Here is a 16377-nt window from a genome sequence, read left to right as displayed (position 1 = left end):
TCATGTCCGAGTTCCAGCTCGTCACGCGCTTCCAGCCGGCCGGTGATCAGCCCGAGGCCATTCGTCTGATGGTCGAGGGGCTGGAGGCGGGGCTATCGCACCAGACGCTGCTCGGCGTCACCGGCTCTGGCAAGACCTTCAGCATCGCCAACGTCATCCAGCAGGTGCAGCGTCCAACCATGGTCCTGGCGCCCAATAAAACGCTGGCAGCCCAGCTGTATGGTGAGTTCAAGGCTTTTTTCCCGAACAACGCGGTCGAATACTTCGTTTCTTATTACGACTACTACCAGCCCGAAGCCTATGTGCCGTCTTCGGACACCTTCATCGAGAAAGATGCGTCGATCAACGACCACATCGAACAGATGCGTCTGTCGGCGACCAAGGCCCTGCTCGAGCGACGCGACGCGATCATCGTTACCACGGTGTCCTGCATCTATGGTCTGGGCAGCCCGGAAACCTACCTGAAGATGGTGCTGCACATCGACCGCGGCGACAAGCTCGATCAGCGCGCGTTGCTACGCCGGCTGGCTGACCTGCAGTACACCCGCAACGAGATGGATTTTGCCCGTGCGACGTTCCGTGTCCGGGGTGATGTGATCGACATTTTCCCGGCTGAATCGGACCTCGAAGCCATTCGCATCGAGCTGTTCGATGACGAGGTGGAGAACATCGCCGCTTTCGATCCGCTCACCGGCGAGGTCATTCGCAAGCTGCCGCGTTTCACGTTCTATCCCAAGAGCCATTATGTGACCCCTCGGGAAACATTGCTCGACGCGGTCGATGGCATCAAGCAGGAGCTCGGCGAGCGCCTGGAGTATCTGAACAAGGCCAACAAGCTGGTGGAGTCACAGCGCCTCGAACAGCGCACTCGCTTCGACCTGGAGATGATTCTCGAGCTGGGCTATTGCAACGGTATCGAGAACTACTCCCGCTACCTCTCCGGTCGCCCATCGGGGGCTCCGCCGCCCACGCTTTATGACTATCTGCCGGCCGATGCTCTGTTGGTCATCGACGAATCCCACGTTAGCGTGCCCCAGGTCGGGGCCATGTACAAAGGCGACCGTTCGCGCAAGGAAACCCTGGTCGAGTACGGTTTTCGGCTGCCTTCCGCGCTGGACAACCGACCTATGCGTTTCGACGAGTGGGAGTCGGTCAGCCCGCAGACCATATTCGTTTCTGCGACACCCGGGCCCTACGAAGAGGCGCACGCCGGCCGAGTGGTCGAGCAGGTGGTGCGCCCGACCGGCCTGGTCGACCCCGAGGTCGAGATTCGGCCGGCCTTGACTCAGGTCGACGACCTGTTGTCCGAGATCGGCAAGCGTGTGGCGGCAGGTGAGCGAGTGCTCGCGACGACCTTGACCAAGCGCATGGCCGAAGACCTGAGTGACTATCTGGCCGATCACGGCGTGCGCGTTCGCTATCTGCACTCGGACATCGACACCGTGGAACGCGTCGAAATCATCCGCGATCTGCGTCTTGGAACCTTCGATGTGCTGGTGGGCATCAACCTGCTGCGCGAAGGTCTGGACATGCCCGAGGTATCGCTGGTGGCGATCCTCGACGCCGACAAGGAGGGCTTCCTGCGCTCCGAGCGTTCACTCATCCAGACCATTGGCCGTGCGGCGCGAAACCTGAACGGCAAGGCCATCCTGTACGCCGATCAGATCACCGGATCCATGCAGCGGGCGATCGACGAGACCGAGCGGCGCCGTACAAAGCAGGTGGCCTTCAACGAAGCCAACGGCATCGTGCCCAAGGGTGTGGTCAAAGACATCACTGACATCCTTGAGGGCGCCACGGTACCGGGCGCGCGCAGCAAGAAGCGCAAAGGAATGGCCAAGGCGGCGGAGGAGGCTGCGCGTTACGAGGCCGAACTCAAGACGCCTGGCGAAATCACCAAGCGCATCAAGGTGCTGGAAGAGAAGATGTTCCAGATGGCGCGCGACCTCGAATTCGAAGCCGCCGCACAGTTGCGCGACGAGATTGGACAGCTGCGTGCACGGTTGATCAGCAGTTGAGTCACTGATCGCTCAATCGCTCACCTGGCGTACGGGCCCAGCGCGCGAGCACCTCCGATCCGATGTTGCAAACGCCTTTGCTGGAGCCCGCAGCCTGCTCCCTGCTAACATTCCGTCTTTGTTTCATCCTTCGTCCGAGACTGTCCATGACCACCGTTCGCACGCGCATCGCGCCATCGCCTACCGGCGACCCCCATGTTGGCACCGCCTACATCGCTCTGTTCAACTACTGCTTCGCCAAGCAGCACGGCGGCGAATTCATTCTGCGTATCGAAGACACCGATCAGTTGCGTTCGACCCGTGAGTCCGAGCAGCAGATCTTCGATGCCCTGCGCTGGCTGGGAATCGAGTGGAACGAAGGTCCGGATGTCGGTGGTCCGCATGGCCCATATCGGCAGAGCGAGCGTGGCGAAATCTACGCGCGCTATGCCAAGGAATTGGTCGATGCCGGTCACGCTTTCTATTGCTTTTGCACGGCGCAAGAGCTGGATCAGATGCGCGCCGAACAGATGGCCCGTGGCGAGACGCCCCGCTATGACGGGCGTGCGCTCAAGCTCAGTGATGAAGAGGTCCAGCGCCGTCTGGCGGCAGGCGAGCCTCATGTGATCCGCATGAAGGTGCCCAGCGAAGGTATCTGCGTGGTGCCGGACATGCTGCGTGGCGATGTCGAGATTCCGTGGGACCGCATGGACATGCAGGTGCTGATGAAGAACGACGGTCTGCCCACCTACTTCCTGGCCAATGTGGTCGATGATCACCTGATGGGGATCACCCACGTCTTGCGCGGTGAGGAATGGCTGCCTTCGGCGCCGAAGCTGATCAAACTCTACGAGTATTTCGGTTGGGAACAGCCCAAGCTGTGTTACATGCCGCTGCTGCGTAATCCAGACAAATCCAAGCTGTCCAAGCGCAAGAATCCGACCTCCGTCACCTTTTACGAGCGCATGGGCTTCATGCCCGAGGCGATGCTCAATTACTTGGGGCGCATGGGTTGGTCGATGCCCGACGAGCGCGAGAAGTTCTCCCTGGCGGAAATGGTCGAGCACTTCGATCTGTCGCGCATCTCGCTGGGTGGACCGATCTTCGATATCGAGAAGCTGTCCTGGCTCAATGGCCAGTGGCTGCGTGATCTGCCGGTCGAAGACTTCGCTACGCGTGTGCGACAGTGGGCGTTCAACTCCGACTACATGATGAAAATCGCCCCGCACGTTCAAGGTCGGGTGGAAACGTTCAGTCAGATTGCGCCGTTGGCCGGTTTCTTCTTTGAAGGTGCGCTCAAGCTCGATGCCAAGCTGTTCGAGCACAAGAAGCTGACGCCTGAGCAGGTCCGGCAGGTGATGCAGTTGATCTTGTGGAAACTCGAAAGTTTGCGTCAGTGGGAAAAAGAGCGCATCACTGGCTGTATCCAGGCAGTAGTCGACGCGCTTGGCTTGAAGTTGCGTGACGCCATGCCGCTGATGTTCGCTTCGATTTCCGGTCAGGCCAGTTCGGTGTCAGTACTTGATGCCATGGAGATTCTTGGCCCTGACCTCACGCGCTATCGCTTGCGGCAGGCACTGGAGTTGCTGGGGGGCGTGTCCAAGAAAGAAAACAAGGAGTGGGAAAAGCTCCTCGCCAGTATCGCCTGATCGTTTGTGAATGGTCATCGCCTGGGCGGCGGCGGTGGAGCAAGCCTTCACTGCCGTGGGCAGCACTTCTAGGGCCGCCAGGGCAGGGCGGTAAGTGATTGTTATCTGTGAAAAAAATTTTGAGTTTTTTCACGAATTCGTTTGACAGCCCTGCAATCCACTCTTAATATGCGCCCCGTCCACAGCGATGAACGAGAACGAAACATTTGGCGCCCAGTCAATGCTTCGGTTCACTGCGACATTGTGGGGCTATAGCTCAGCTGGGAGAGCGCCTGCATGGCATGCAGGAGGTCAGCGGTTCGATCCCGCTTAGCTCCACCACATTCCGCTTCATGTCCAGCAACATGAAGCAAGATCGGGTCTAGTACACGGTCTTGAAGGCAAGAAGGTTCGTCCCCTTCGTCTAGTGGCCTAGGACACCGCCCTTTCACGGCGGTAACAGGGGTTCGAGTCCCCTAGGGGACGCCAGTTTCACACAAGCGATGCTGCAAGGGTCGCTGGGCCGCGAGGCTAGAAATCTGGGGCTATAGCTCAGCTGGGAGAGCGCCTGCATGGCATGCAGGAGGTCAGCGGTTCGATCCCGCTTAGCTCCACCAATTTTGCCGCGGCTCGTGAAAACGGGTCGGCACGAAGGTCAACGTCCCCTTCGTCTAGTGGCCTAGGACACCGCCCTTTCACGGCGGTAACAGGGGTTCGAGTCCCCTAGGGGACGCCACTTCTTCCCGCGTATTGCGGGATTGAAAGGCTCATTCGGTTGTTGGATGGGCTTTTTGTTTTGTTTCGGGGCTATAGCTCAGCTGGGAGAGCGCCTGCATGGCATGCAGGAGGTCAGCGGTTCGATCCCGCTTAGCTCCACCAAATCTGCCAGGATTCGTGAAAACGAGTCTGCACGAAGGTTTCACGTCCCCTTCGTCTAGTGGCCTAGGACACCGCCCTTTCACGGCGGTAACAGGGGTTCGAGTCCCCTAGGGGACGCCACTTTTACCCGCGTTTTGCGGGACTTCAAAGGCTCATTCGATTATTGAATGGGCCTTTTGTTTTTCTACTTCTCGGCATTGGTTACACTCTGTCTCTTCACTCATTGGGGAGCAGGCATGAGCTGGGATCTGGCAGCGCCGTTCATCATCGACCTTCGGGTCGGCAGCGAAGACATCGACGGCCTTGGCCACGCCAACAATGCGGTTTACGTGACGTGGCTGGAGCGATGTGCCTGGCGTCATTCGCAGCGCCTGGGCCTGGACTTGGCCGAATACCGTCGGCTGGACCGGGCCATGGCCGTTGTTCGTCATGAAATCGACTATCTGGCGGCCGGCTATGAGGACGACGAGCTGCAACTAGGCACGTGGATCGTCGAATGGGACCAGCGTCTGCGCATGACTCGTCGTTTCCAGCTCAGGCGTCCAAGCGACGGCGTCACGCTGCTTCGTGCGCAGACCACCTTCGCCTGCATCGAGCTGTCCAGCGGCAAGCCTCGGCGCATGCCTGCCGAGTTTATCGAAGGCTATGGTCCGGCACTACTCGGTGCCTGATGGTCCCGTCTTTTTGCTAGACTCCCGCTTTTTCTCGAGACCCCAACATGCAAATTGCCCTGGCCCCCATGGAGGGTCTGGTCGACAACATCCTGCGCGACGTGCTGACCCGTGTCGGTGGCATCGACTGGTGTGTCACCGAGTTCATCCGCGTCTGCGATCGCCTGCTGCCGCCCTCGTCATTCGACAAGTTGGCGCCTGAGCTGCGCCATGGGGCCCAAACAGCGGCAGGTGTGCCCATGCGTGTGCAGTTGCTGGGCTCGGACCCCGTATGCCTGGCAGAGAATGCCGCGTTGGCTTGCGAGCTGGGTGCGCCGGTTATCGACCTGAACTTCGGTTGTCCGGCCAAGACCGTCAATAAATCCCGCGGTGGCGCCGTGCTGCTCAAGGAGCCTGAACTGCTGCACGCCATCGTCCATGAAGTTCGCCGCGCCGTGCCTGCGCACATCCCTGTAACCGCCAAGATGCGTCTGGGCTTCGACAGTCCAGACGGTGCGCTGGAATGCGGTACGGCGCTGGCCGAAGGCGGGGCAGCGCACCTGGTGGTGCATGCGCGAACCAAGGTCGAAGGTTACAAGCCGCCAGCCCATTGGGAATGGGTGGCGCGGGTGCAGGACGTGGTTCAGGTACCGGTGTTCGCCAACGGCGAAATCTGGACGGTCGAGGACTGGCGACGCTGCCGCGAGGTCAGCGGTGCCGAACACATCATGTTGGGGCGTGGTCTGGTGTCTCGGCCCGACTTGGCACTGCAGATCGCAGCAGCACACGAGGGGCGCGACTACCGACCTTTGGCCTGGTGCGAACTGTTGCCGCTGTTGCGCGAATTCTGGCGTCAGGCCCAGGCCAAGCTGTCGCCACGCTATGCGCCAGGACGGATGAAGCAGTGGCTGGCCATGTTGACTCGCAGCTATCCAGAGGCCGTGGCACTGTTCGCCCAATTGCGCCGTGAAGACGACTGCCAGCGGATCAGTCAGTTGCTGGGCGTTGGAGTATTCACCGGGCAAGGCGTTGAACTGGATGTTGCCTGAAGGGCACACGAATTTTTTGCCGATGTCCCTTGAAACCGTTGTTGAAGACCTTATCTCTTGAGTACGCGATGCCGAAGTCGGGTCGCGAAGTGACTTACTTGCTGAATCTCAGGAGTTAATGACTATGACTACCGCTTTCTCCCTCGCTCCACTGTTCCGCCACTCCGTTGGCTTCGACCGTTTCAATGACTTGTTCGAGTCTGCGGCACGTAACGAGGCTGGTAGCAGCTACCCGCCCTACAACGTTGAAAAGCATGGTGATGACCAGTACCGCATCGTTATTGCCGCCGCCGGCCTTCAGGAGCAGGACCTTGATCTTCAGGTCGAGAAGGGTGTACTGACGGTCTCGGGTGGCAAGCGTGACAAGGCCGCCACCGAGGTCACCTATCTGCATCAAGGTATTGCCCAGCGCGCGTTCAAGCTGTCGTTCCGTCTGGCCGATCACATCGAGGTCAAGGCCGCCGACCTGGCCAACGGGCTGCTGAGCATCGACCTCCTACGTGTCGTGCCGGAAGAAGCCAAGGCCAAGCGCATCCCAATCAATGGCGATAAGCCAGCGCTCAATTGATACCTTGAAACTGCTCGGTGAGCATCGATCGGGGCCGCTTTGCGGCTCCGATCTTGTTTGCGTTGCGCATCGTTCTACCTGATTTCTCTCGCCAACCAGTCATGTGCGACCGCTTGTCTCAGCCAATAGACGGCGAAACTCAGCCAGAGCCAGTGGTCGGCTGAACAGATAACCCTGATAGAGATGACAGCCTTGGCGCTGGAGGAACGTCAGTTGTTCAGTCAACTCGACACCTTCGGCGATTACCGTCAGCCCGAGGCTGTGTGCCATGGCGACGATGGCGCGAACGATTTCCGCATCGTTCGAATCGTTGGGTGCATCGCGCACGAAGGTCTGATCGATCTTCAGTGCATCGACGGGCAACCGCTTGAGGTAGGTCAGCGAGGAATAGCCCGTGCCGAAATCGTCCATGGCGAAGGTCACGCCGTGACGCTTGAGCTCGCGCATCTTGCCGATGGTGTCCTCCAGGTTCTGGATCACGATCCCCTCGGTGATTTCTAGCTTGAGCATGTAGCGGGGCAGATGATGCTCGTCCAGGCTGCGCAAAACCCTTTCGACGAAATCATTCCGGCGAAATTGTTTGGGGCTGATGTTCACGCACAGGCTGAACTCACCAGTATCGATCAACCCCTCATCCAGCAGGCGCGCGCAGGCCTCGCAGGCCAGGTCGAGGATCCAACTGCCCACCTCGAGTATCAGTCCGCTTTCCTCCAGCACCTGTATGAACAGCGCAGGGGATTGCTGCCCCAATTGTGGGTGATGCCAGCGCAGCAAGACCTCTACGCCGACGATGCGATTGGCGCGCGCGTCAACCTGGGGCTGGAAGTGCAACGCCAGTTCGTCACGCGACAGCGCCAAGCGCAGGTCGTTTTCCATGCGCAGCCGTTCGCTGGCGGCTTCCTGAATGGTGGTGTGAAACAGTTGCGTGGTGTTGCGTCCCGAGTCCTTGGCCCGGTACAGGGCGATGTCGGCACGTTTGAGCAGGTCGGCCGGGGTGGAGCCATGATCCGGAATCAGCGCTACGCCAATGCTCGGCGTCACCTGCAGGCGCTGACCATCCAGCGACATCGGTGCGGCCAGCAACTCGCGTAAGGTGTCGGCCAGTTCGCGTACTTGGGCCTCGACCCGTTCGCGGCTGCCGGCCAGGCCGCTGAGCAGCACCACGAACTCGTCGCCGCCCAGCCGCGCCACCGTGTCCTCCAGGCGTACGCTGGCTTCGAGGCGTGCGGTGATGATCTTGAGCACGGTATCGCCGACCGGGTGGCCGAGTGAATCGTTGATATGCTTGAAATGATCCAGGTCCAGAAAGAGCAGGGCGCCGCGCAGATCATGGCGTTTGAGCAGGGCGATCTGCTGGCTCAGCCGATCGGTCAGCAGGGCGCGATTAGGCGCTCGGCGCGCTTGCGCTCAGTGGTGTCGACAAAGGTGCTGACCAGATAAGTAATACCTTCGAGTTCAATGCCCTGGGTGCACAGAATGCCGTCCTGGACCCGGCCCGTCGCGGTGCGGAACTGCACTTCCATGGTCACCGGCTTGCCGCTGTTGCGGGTGGCGTCGAGCATTTGCTGGCGTTGTTCGGCGTGGACCCACATACCCAGTTCGACACTGCTCTTGCCGATCACCAGCGCGCCGGGCCAGCCGAACATGGCCTCGAAGTGCTGGTTGACCTCGAAGATCATGCCGTCGTGGCGACGGGTCAGCAGGATCGCATTGGGACTGAGGTGGAAAAGGGTGGCAAAGCGCTTTTCCGAGTTGACCAGCGCGGCCTCTCGATCGCGCTGGCGGGTGATTTCGCGAATCACCCCGATCATCTGGCGGCGACCATTGTGGTCGTGCGTCAGGCTGCCGTTTATTTCCAGCCAGTGCAGGCTGCCGTCGGGCCAGCGGATGCGATGGCGCATGGCTTGATCCGCCGGTTCGCCATCGACCACCGCCTGGAACAACTGGCGGGTTCGCGCACGGTCTTCTTCAGGGAGCAAATCCAGGTAATCGATACCTTCTGCCAGTGGGTGCTGCGGATCGAAGCCGAATAGCGCCTGGGTGCCGCGCGACCAGCTGACCCGGCCTGTTTCGATATCCCACAGCCACGCGCCGAGGCGCGCACCGTTGAGTGCAGTGAGCAACTGCGGAGCGTTCTGCTACGCCTGCTCCGATTCCAATGGGTCGACTGCAGGAATATGAGGCAGGCGCGGGTAGGTTTTGTCTGGTTTGGGCATGGCTCGCAGACCATCGGCAGATGAAGCTCGCTATGGATCACACGCCGTACCGCGATGCAGTCAGGCAGGCTCGCGCTGGCTGTCGAGCAAGGCCATGAACGCCCTGGCCGCATTGGACAGCGTTCGTTCCGTATGCAGGATGTAGCCTAGCTGGCGAGACAGGCATATGCCGGGCAAAGCGATGGATGCGACCTGCCCATCGAGCATGGTGCGCGGTAGAACGCTCCAGGCCAGACCAATGGACACCATCATCTTGATAGTCTCCAGATAGTTGGTGCTCATGGCGATGTTTGGCGTCAATCCCTGGCTCTCGAACAGGCGTTGCACGATGTGATGGGTGAACGTATTACCGCCGGGAAACACGGCGGGATGGCGTGCGACATCGGCCAGTCGGACATGGCTGTCGCGTGCCAGTGGATGCTCCGGGGCGGCGACGAAGTCCAGTGCGTCGTCCCATACGGGAATGGCGCGAATCAGGTGATGAGGCTCGGGGGCCAGGGTGATCACGGCAATTTCTGCGCGGCCGTGGAGAACTTCGTCGTAGGCCGCTTCTGAATCGAGAAACTGGATATCCAGCGCCACGCCAGGGTATTCCCGGGTGAACGCCCGCAGGACCGGGGGCAGGCGGTGTAGGCCGATATGGTGGCTGGTGGCCAGAGTCAGGCGGCCGGTCACTTCTCCTGTCAAATTGGTCAGTGCACGCCGTGTGTCGTCCAGTACATTGACGATCTGGTAAGCACGCGGGAGCAGGGCTCGCCCGGCCTCGGTCAGGCTCACCTCGCGGCCGAGTCGATCGAAAAGGCGCACGCCCAGTTGCTGCTCCAGGCCCGCGATGCGTTTGCTGACCGCCGGTTGGGTCAAATACAGGCGCTCAGCGGCACTCGAGAAGCTGCCGGTTTCAGCAATCGCAATGAAGGCACTGAGGTTTGCCAGATCCACGCTTTCGAATTCCTTTTGGTTATCCAAAGCATAAAAATTATGAATTTGAGTTATTCAATCTAGCCCTTTAGCATCGACCGTACAAGCCAAGGGGTTATTGGCATAGAAATACGCTGATGAGGAACAGTCTGATGGCTGGCAAAACGCTTTACGACAAACTCTGGGATGCGCACGAAGTCAAGCGACGCGACGATGGTTCGTCCTTGATCTACATCGACCGTCACATCATCCACGAAGTGACTTCGCCCCAGGCCTTCGAAGGCCTGCGCCTGGCCAACCGCCAGCCATGGCGTATCGACGCCAACATCGCCACCCCTGACCACAACGTGCCGACCACGCCTGAGCGCAAGGGCGGTATCGAGGCCATCGCCGACCAGGTCTCGCGCTTGCAGGTGCAGACGCTCGACGAGAACTGCGACGAATATGGCATCGTCGAATTCAAGATGAACGACGAGCGCCAAGGTATCGTGCACGTGATCAGCCCCGAACAAGGCGCGACATTGCCGGGCATGACCGTGGTCTGCGGCGATTCGCACACCTCCACGCACGGCGCTTTCGGCGCGTTGGCCCATGGCATCGGTACGTCGGAAGTCGAGCATGTGCTCGCCACGCAGTGCCTGGTCGCCAAGAAAATGAAGAACATGCTGGTGCGGGTCGAGGGGCAGTTGCCTGCCGGCGTTACCGCCAAGGACATCGTGCTGGCGGTCATCGGCAAGATCGGTACCGCTGGTGGCAACGGTCATGCCATGGAGTTCGCCGGCAGCGCTATCCGCGCATTGTCCATGGAAGGCCGCATGACCATCTGCAACATGTCCATCGAGGCCGGTGCCCGCGTCGGCCTGGTCGCCGTGGACGACACCACGATTGCCTACGTCCAAGGACGCCCCTATGCGCCCAATGACGAGCAGTGGCCGCAGGCGGTCCAGGTCTGGAAGGGGCTGGTATCCGACGCGGATGCCGTGTTCGACACTGTTGTCGAGCTGGATGCCGCCCAGATCAAGCCGCAAGTGAGCTGGGGCACGTCGCCCGAAATGGTGCTGGCGGTCGATCAACGTGTTCCGGATCCGGCGGCCGAGCCAGACCTGATCAAGCGCGGCTCGATCGAGCGCGCCCTCAAGTACATGGGGCTGGCAGCCAATCAGGCCATTACCGATATCAAGCTCGACCGCGTGTTCATCGGATCGTGCACCAACTCGCGCATCGAAGACTTGCGCGCAGCGGCCGAGATCGCCAAGGGCCGCAAGGTGGCGGCGAACGTCAAGCAGGCGTTGGTGGTGCCGGGATCGGGGCTGGTCAAGGCCCAGGCCGAGCGCGAGGGGCTGGACAAGATCTTCCTCGAAGCGGGCTTCGAATGGCGTGAGCCAGGTTGCTCGATGTGCCTGGCGATGAATCCGGACCGCCTGGAAAGCGGCGAGCATTGTGCCTCTACCTCCAACCGTAACTTCGAGGGGCGTCAGGGCGCAGGTGGGCGTACCCATTTGGTCAGCCCGGCCATGGCCGCCGCTGCGGCGGTGACTGGCCACTTCATCGATGTCCGCGAGTTGATCCAAGGGAGCGCAGCATGAAAGCCTTCACCCAGCACACCGGTCTCGTGGCGCCGTTGGATCGGGCCAACGTCGATACCGACCAGATCATTCCCAAGCAGTTTCTCAAGTCGATCAAGCGCACCGGCTTCGGCCCCAACCTGTTCGATGAGTGGCGTTATCTGGATGTAGGTCAGCCCTACCAGGACAACAGCAAGCGCCCGCTGAACCAGGAGTTCGTGCTCAACCACGCCCGCTATCAAGGCGCCAGCGTGCTGCTGGCACGGGAGAACTTCGGCTGCGGTTCGAGCCGCGAGCATGCGCCTTGGGCGCTGGATGAGTACGGCTTTCGCAGTGTCATCGCGCCGAGCTTCGCCGACATCTTCTTCAACAACAGTTTCAAGAACGGCTTGCTGCCGATCATCCTGGCCGACGAAGAAGTGGACGAATTGTTCAAGCAGGTCGAGGCCAATCCGGGGTATCAACTCACTATCGACCTGCAGGCCCAGGCCGTCACTCGCCCGGACGGCAAGGTCCTGCATTTCGAGATCGACGCCTTCCGCAAGCACTGCCTGCTCAATGGCCTGGATGATATTGGCCTGACCTTGCAGGATGGCGACGCCATCAAGGACTTCGAAATTGGGCACCGCGCTGCGCAGCCGTGGTTGTTTCGCGACGCTTGAGTGAGCGTGCCGGACGCACCGCATCTTGAAACGACCCATGAGGATCGACACCATGACCAGCAGCACCCACGCCGATGTGGTTCAGCGCCAGTTCGGCGAACAGGCCAGCGCTTATCTCAGCAGCCCCGTACATGCCCAGGGCACCGAGTTCGCTCTGCTGCAGGCTGAGCTGCAAGGCCAAGGCGCTGCGCGGGTGCTGGACCTTGGGTGTGGTGCCGGCCATGTCAGCTTCCAGGTGGCGCCCTTGGTGGCCGAGGTGGTGGCCTACGATCTCTCGCAGTCGATGCTCGATGTGGTTGCCAGTACGGCGGCGGCGCGTGGGTTGAACACTATCGTCACCGAGCGCGGCGCGGCCGAGCGTCTGCCATTCCCCGATGCCTCTTTCGAGTACGTCATCAGTCGTTATTCGGCGCATCACTGGAGCGACCTGGGCCTGGCCCTGCGGGAAGTGCGCCGGGTACTCAAGCCCGGTGGCGTGGCTGCTTTCATCGACGTCATGTCGCCGGGCAGCCCGCTGCTCGACACCTACCTGCAAAGCGTCGAAGTCCTGCGCGACACCAGTCATGTGCGCGATTACTCTGCCGACCAGTGGCTGCGCCAGGTCAGTGATGTGGGGCTGTTCACCCGCAGCCACAGCCGCCAGCGTTTGCACTTGGAATTCGCCTCCTGGGTCGAGCGCATGCGCACACCCGAGCCCATGCGCGTGGCCATCCGCCAGCTGCAGCGGGCCATGGGAGAGGAAGTGCGGCAGTATTATCAGATCCAAGCCGACGGCTCCTTCAGCACGGATGTCATTGTGCTGTGGGCCGAGCGCTAGCATTTCGGCGCGGCGCATCCAGCCGCGCCGCTTGAACGAATAGAGGAAAGCATGAGCAAACAGATTCTGATTCTCCCAGGTGATGGCATCGGCCCGGAAATCATGGCCGAGGCCGTCAAGGTGCTGAACCTGGCCAACGAAAAGTTTGGCCTGGGTTTCAGCCTGGCGCACGATGTGATCGGCGGCGCGGCCATCGACAAACACGGCGTGCCGTTGGCCGATGAAACGCTGGAGCGCGCGCGCAACGCCGATGCTGTGCTGCTGGGCGCTGTCGGTGGACCGAAGTGGGACAAGATCGAGCGTGACATCCGTCCCGAGCGTGGCCTGCTGAAGATCCGCGCACAACTGGGCCTGTTCGCCAACCTGCGTCCGGCGATCCTCTACCCGCAACTGGCGCAGGCTTCTTCGCTCAAGCCGGAGATCGTGTCCGGTCTGGACATCCTCATCGTCCGCGAGTTGACCGGCGGTATCTACTTCGGCGCACCTCGTGGTCAGCGCGAGTTGCAGGGCGGCGAGCGTCAGGCCTACGACACCTTGCCGTACAGCGAGAGCGAAGTGCGTCGCATCGCCCGTGTCGGCTTCGACATGGCCCGCGTGCGCGGCAAGAAGCTGTGCTCGGTCGACAAGGCCAACGTCCTGGCATCCAGCCAGCTCTGGCGTGAAGTGGTCGAAGAGGTGGCCAAGGACTATCCGGACGTCGAGCTCAGCCATATGTACGTAGACAACGCCGCCATGCAGCTGGTCCGCGCACCCAAGCAGTTCGATGTGGTGGTCACCGACAACATGTTCGGAGACATCCTTTCGGACGAAGCTTCCATGCTGACCGGCTCCATCGGCATGTTGCCGTCCGCGTCGCTGGACGCCGACAACAAGGGCATGTACGAGCCGTGCCATGGCTCGGCGCCGGACATCGCCGGGCAAGGCATCGCCAACCCACTGGCGACCATTCTTTCGGTGTCCATGATGCTGCGCTACAGCTTCAACCAGCAGGTGGCCGCCGAGGCCATCGAGCGTGCCGTCAGCCTGGTGCTCGACCAAGGGCTGCGCACCGGCGACATCTGGTCGGCCGGTTGCACCAAGGTCGGTACCCAGGAAATGGGCGACGCAGTAGTCGCGGCTCTGCAGAATCTGTAATCTCTCTGGCCCGCCGTCGTTTCCCCTCGACGGTGGCCCACTTTTTAGCAAAGGTGTAGTTGCGATGAAACGTGTAGGTCTGATCGGTTGGCGCGGTATGGTCGGTTCCGTGCTCATGCAGCGGATGCTGGAAGAGCAGGACTTCGACCTTATCGAGCCGGTGTTCTTCACCACCTCCAATGTCGGCGGCCAGGGCCCGAACGTGGGCAAGGATACGGCGCCGCTCAAGGACGCCTATTCGATCGAAGAGCTCAAGACCCTCGACGTGATCCTGACCTGCCAGGGCGGCGACTACACCAACGAAGTCTTCCCCAAGCTGCGCGAAGCAGGCTGGCAAGGCTACTGGATCGACGCCGCGTCGTCCCTGCGCATGCAGGACGATGCAGTCATCATTCTCGATCCGGTCAACCGCAAGGTCATCGACCATCAACTGGACGCTGGCACCAAGAACTACATCGGCGGCAACTGCACCGTCAGTCTGATGCTGATGGGCTTGGGCGGGCTGTTCGAAGCCGGTCTGGTGGAGTGGATGAGCGCCATGACCTACCAGGCGGCCTCCGGTGCAGGCGCGCAGAACATGCGTGAGCTGATCCGGCAGATGGGCGGTATCCATGCCGCGGTAGCGGACGAACTGGCCAATCCCGCCAGTGCCATTCTCGACATCGACCGCAAGGTCGCCGAGACCATGCGCGGTGATGGCTTCCCCACCGAAAACTTCGGTGTGCCGCTGGCCGGTAGCCTGATTCCGTGGATCGACAAGGAATTGCCCAACGGTCAGAGCCGTGAGGAATGGAAGGCCCAGGCCGAAACCAACAAGATTCTCGGTCGCTTCAAAAGCCCGATTCCGGTCGACGGCATCTGCGTGCGGATCGGCGCCATGCGTTGCCACAGCCAGGCACTGACCATCAAGCTGAACAAGGATGTGCCGCTGGCCGATATCGAAGGCATGATCAGCCAGCACAATCCGTGGGTTAAGTTGGTACCCAACCAGCGCGAGATCAGCATGCAGGAACTGAGTCCGACTCAGGTCACTGGCACCCTGAACGTTCCGGTTGGCCGTCTGCGCAAGCTGAACATGGGCTCGCAGTACCTTGGGGCATTCACAGTCGGCGACCAACTGCTGTGGGGCGCAGCCGAACCGCTGCGCCGCATGCTGCGGATTCTTCTGGAGCGTTGATCGCTTCGGCGTGTCGAAAAACCCGTGCCGGGCAACCGCACGGGTTTTTTGTTTGTCTGTCAATCAAGTACAGTGCCGCTCCCGCCGTTCCCGTACAAGGATTCAAAGCATGAGCCAAGCCTTAGATATCGCCGTCGTCGGCGCCACCGGCAGTGTCGGTGAAGCCCTGGTGCAGATCCTCGAGGAGCTTCAGTTTCCAGTGGCAACCCTGCATTTGTTGGCGAGCATGGAGTCAGCGGGCAGCAGTGTGATGTTCGCCGGCAAGAAGGTCCGTGTGCGCGAAGTCGACAGTTTCGATTTTGCTCAGGTCAAGCTGGCGTTCTTCGCCGCTGGTGCGGCGGTGAGCCGCAGTTTTGCGAGCAAGGCGCGTGAGGCTGGGTGTTCGGTGATCGACCTCTCTGGCGGGCTCGAAGAGGCGTTGAGCATCGTACCGGAGGCCAACCCTGAGGCGCTGGACGGGCTAAAACTGCCAGTGTTGGTGTCGAGCCCGAGCAGCGGTGCGATCGCCTTGGCGGTGGCGCTGGCACCGCTTCGAGGTGTGCTCGATATCGAGCGAATTCAGGTCATGGCCTGCCTGGCCGTGTCGTCGCAGGGACGCGAGGCCGTGAACGAACTGGCCAGACAGACTGCCGAGTTGCTCAACGCACGCCCTCTAGAGCCGCGCTTCTTCGATCGGCAGGTGGCGTTCAACCTGCTGGCGCAAGTGGGCGCTACCGATGAGCAGGGGCACGGCACCCTGGAGCGGCGCTTGGTCAATGAGAGTCGCGTGCTGTTGGGGCTGCCTGAACTGAAGATTTCTGTGAGCTGCGTTCAAGTCCCAGTGTTTTTCGGCGATAGCTTCAGTGTGTCCGTACAAAGCCGAATTCCCGTGGATGTGCAGGCGGTCAAGCTGGCGCTGGATGGCGCTGCCAGCGTCGAACGCGTGGAGAATGACGATTATCCGACGCCAGTGGGTGACGCAGTGGGGCAGGACGTGGTCTATGTTGGTCGTGTACGCCAGGGAATCGACGCGGATCACCAACTCGATCTGTGGTTGACGACCGACAACGTGCGCAAGGGCGCGGCCCTCAACGCCGTACAATTGGCGCAATTGTTGATTAAAAAAATGGCGTAAAAG

At 60.9% G+C, this 16377-nt stretch carries 12 protein-coding genes, 6 tRNA genes and 1 pseudogene; 17 read left to right on the top strand and 2 right to left on the bottom strand.

What is annotated here, in order from left to right; all coding sequences use genetic code 11:
- Positions 1-2: 2 nt before the first annotated feature.
- The 11 genes from uvrB to GKC70_RS16830 all read left to right on the top strand — a co-directional run bounded on the left by uvrB (position 3) and on the right by GKC70_RS16830 (position 6771).
- The gene (uvrB, locus tag GKC70_RS16880) at positions 3-2018 is read left to right on the top strand and encodes an excinuclease ABC subunit UvrB (RefSeq protein ID WP_295483534.1); all 2016 of its coding nucleotides are present in this window, start codon (positions 3-5) and stop codon (positions 2016-2018) included.
- Positions 2019-2164: 146 nt separating this feature from the next.
- A complete protein-coding gene (gene gltX / locus GKC70_RS16875; RefSeq protein WP_342649347.1) occupies positions 2165-3646 on the top strand; it encodes a glutamate--tRNA ligase in 1482 nt (493 codons plus the stop codon).
- Positions 3647-3891: 245 nt separating this feature from the next.
- Positions 3892-3967, top strand: a tRNA-Ala gene (locus GKC70_RS16870).
- A gap of 71 nt (positions 3968-4038) precedes the next feature.
- Positions 4039-4114: transfer RNA gene (locus GKC70_RS16865), tRNA-Glu, on the top strand.
- A gap of 52 nt (positions 4115-4166) precedes the next feature.
- Positions 4167-4242 (top strand) — tRNA-Ala (locus GKC70_RS16860).
- A 43-nt stretch (positions 4243-4285) separates the two neighbouring features.
- Positions 4286-4361 (top strand) — tRNA-Glu (locus GKC70_RS16855).
- A 67-nt stretch (positions 4362-4428) separates the two neighbouring features.
- Positions 4429-4504, top strand: a tRNA-Ala gene (locus GKC70_RS16850).
- A gap of 44 nt (positions 4505-4548) precedes the next feature.
- Positions 4549-4624, top strand: a tRNA-Glu gene (locus GKC70_RS16845).
- A 116-nt stretch (positions 4625-4740) separates the two neighbouring features.
- Complete coding sequence (locus GKC70_RS16840; RefSeq protein ID WP_116887830.1) at positions 4741-5175, top strand: thioesterase family protein; 435 nt, start codon at positions 4741-4743, stop codon at positions 5173-5175.
- A gap of 47 nt (positions 5176-5222) precedes the next feature.
- Complete coding sequence (locus GKC70_RS16835) at positions 5223-6203, top strand: tRNA-dihydrouridine synthase (protein WP_342649346.1); 981 nt, start codon at positions 5223-5225, stop codon at positions 6201-6203.
- Positions 6204-6327: 124 nt separating this feature from the next.
- Positions 6328-6771 (top strand): Hsp20 family protein, encoded by a 444-nt coding sequence (locus tag GKC70_RS16830; RefSeq protein WP_029614178.1) that lies wholly within the window; start codon positions 6328-6330, stop codon positions 6769-6771.
- Positions 6772-6870: 99 nt separating this feature from the next.
- On the opposite strand, the pseudogene GKC70_RS16825 reads toward GKC70_RS16830, so the two are convergent.
- Positions 6871-8987 (bottom strand): annotated as a pseudogene (locus GKC70_RS16825) (EAL domain-containing protein).
- Between the two features lie 60 nt (positions 8988-9047).
- Entirely contained in the window at positions 9048-9926 is an 879-nt protein-coding gene (locus tag GKC70_RS16820) for a LysR family transcriptional regulator (RefSeq protein ID WP_342649345.1), read from the bottom strand.
- A 131-nt stretch (positions 9927-10057) separates the two neighbouring features.
- Here GKC70_RS16820 and leuC point away from each other — a divergent pair, with 131 nt between their 5' ends.
- The 6 genes from leuC (at position 10058) to GKC70_RS16790 (ending at position 16374) form a co-directional block, all read left to right on the top strand.
- Entirely contained in the window at positions 10058-11491 is a 1434-nt protein-coding gene (gene leuC / locus GKC70_RS16815) for a 3-isopropylmalate dehydratase large subunit (RefSeq protein WP_039576334.1), read from the top strand.
- Entirely contained in the window at positions 11488-12132 is a 645-nt protein-coding gene (gene leuD / locus GKC70_RS16810) for a 3-isopropylmalate dehydratase small subunit (RefSeq protein ID WP_039576335.1), read from the top strand. The genes leuC and leuD overlap by 4 nt, the downstream gene beginning before the upstream one ends.
- 52 nt (positions 12133-12184) lie before the next feature.
- Positions 12185-12949, top strand: coding sequence for a class I SAM-dependent methyltransferase (locus GKC70_RS16805; RefSeq protein ID WP_342649344.1), 765 nt, complete (start codon positions 12185-12187; stop codon positions 12947-12949).
- A gap of 51 nt (positions 12950-13000) precedes the next feature.
- Positions 13001-14083 (top strand): 3-isopropylmalate dehydrogenase, encoded by a 1083-nt coding sequence (gene leuB / locus GKC70_RS16800; RefSeq protein WP_116887834.1) that lies wholly within the window; start codon positions 13001-13003, stop codon positions 14081-14083.
- Between the two features lie 64 nt (positions 14084-14147).
- The gene (gene asd, locus GKC70_RS16795; RefSeq protein WP_039576342.1) at positions 14148-15260 is read left to right on the top strand and encodes an aspartate-semialdehyde dehydrogenase; all 1113 of its coding nucleotides are present in this window, start codon (positions 14148-14150) and stop codon (positions 15258-15260) included.
- A gap of 109 nt (positions 15261-15369) precedes the next feature.
- The gene (locus GKC70_RS16790) at positions 15370-16374 is read left to right on the top strand and encodes an aspartate-semialdehyde dehydrogenase (RefSeq protein WP_342649343.1); all 1005 of its coding nucleotides are present in this window, start codon (positions 15370-15372) and stop codon (positions 16372-16374) included.
- Positions 16375-16377: the final 3 nt, after the last annotated feature.

This window comes from Pseudomonas sp. REB1044, from assembly GCF_038813925.1.
GTDB lineage: Bacteria > Pseudomonadota > Gammaproteobacteria > Pseudomonadales > Pseudomonadaceae > Aquipseudomonas > Aquipseudomonas boreofloridensis.
Note: the sequence above shows the minus strand (reverse complement) of the source record. Positions and strands in the feature narration are given on the sequence as shown.

What these genes read in the sequence shown, in the direction of transcription:
- uvrB (WP_295483534.1), top strand. Translation starts at nt 3, where the DNA reads ATGTCCGAGTTCCAGCTCGTCACGCGCTTCCAGCCGGCCGGTGATCAG.
- gltX (WP_342649347.1), top strand. Translation starts at nt 2,165, where the DNA reads ATGACCACCGTTCGCACGCGCATCGCGCCATCGCCTACCGGCGACCCC.
- GKC70_RS16840 (WP_116887830.1), top strand. Translation starts at nt 4,741, where the DNA reads ATGAGCTGGGATCTGGCAGCGCCGTTCATCATCGACCTTCGGGTCGGC.
- GKC70_RS16835 (WP_342649346.1), top strand. Translation starts at nt 5,223, where the DNA reads ATGCAAATTGCCCTGGCCCCCATGGAGGGTCTGGTCGACAACATCCTG.
- GKC70_RS16830 (WP_029614178.1), top strand. Translation starts at nt 6,328, where the DNA reads ATGACTACCGCTTTCTCCCTCGCTCCACTGTTCCGCCACTCCGTTGGC.
- leuC (WP_039576334.1), top strand. Translation starts at nt 10,058, where the DNA reads ATGGCTGGCAAAACGCTTTACGACAAACTCTGGGATGCGCACGAAGTC.
- leuD (WP_039576335.1), top strand. Translation starts at nt 11,488, where the DNA reads ATGAAAGCCTTCACCCAGCACACCGGTCTCGTGGCGCCGTTGGATCGG.
- GKC70_RS16805 (WP_342649344.1), top strand. Translation starts at nt 12,185, where the DNA reads ATGACCAGCAGCACCCACGCCGATGTGGTTCAGCGCCAGTTCGGCGAA.
- leuB (WP_116887834.1), top strand. Translation starts at nt 13,001, where the DNA reads ATGAGCAAACAGATTCTGATTCTCCCAGGTGATGGCATCGGCCCGGAA.
- asd (WP_039576342.1), top strand. Translation starts at nt 14,148, where the DNA reads ATGAAACGTGTAGGTCTGATCGGTTGGCGCGGTATGGTCGGTTCCGTG.
- GKC70_RS16790 (WP_342649343.1), top strand. Translation starts at nt 15,370, where the DNA reads ATGAGCCAAGCCTTAGATATCGCCGTCGTCGGCGCCACCGGCAGTGTC.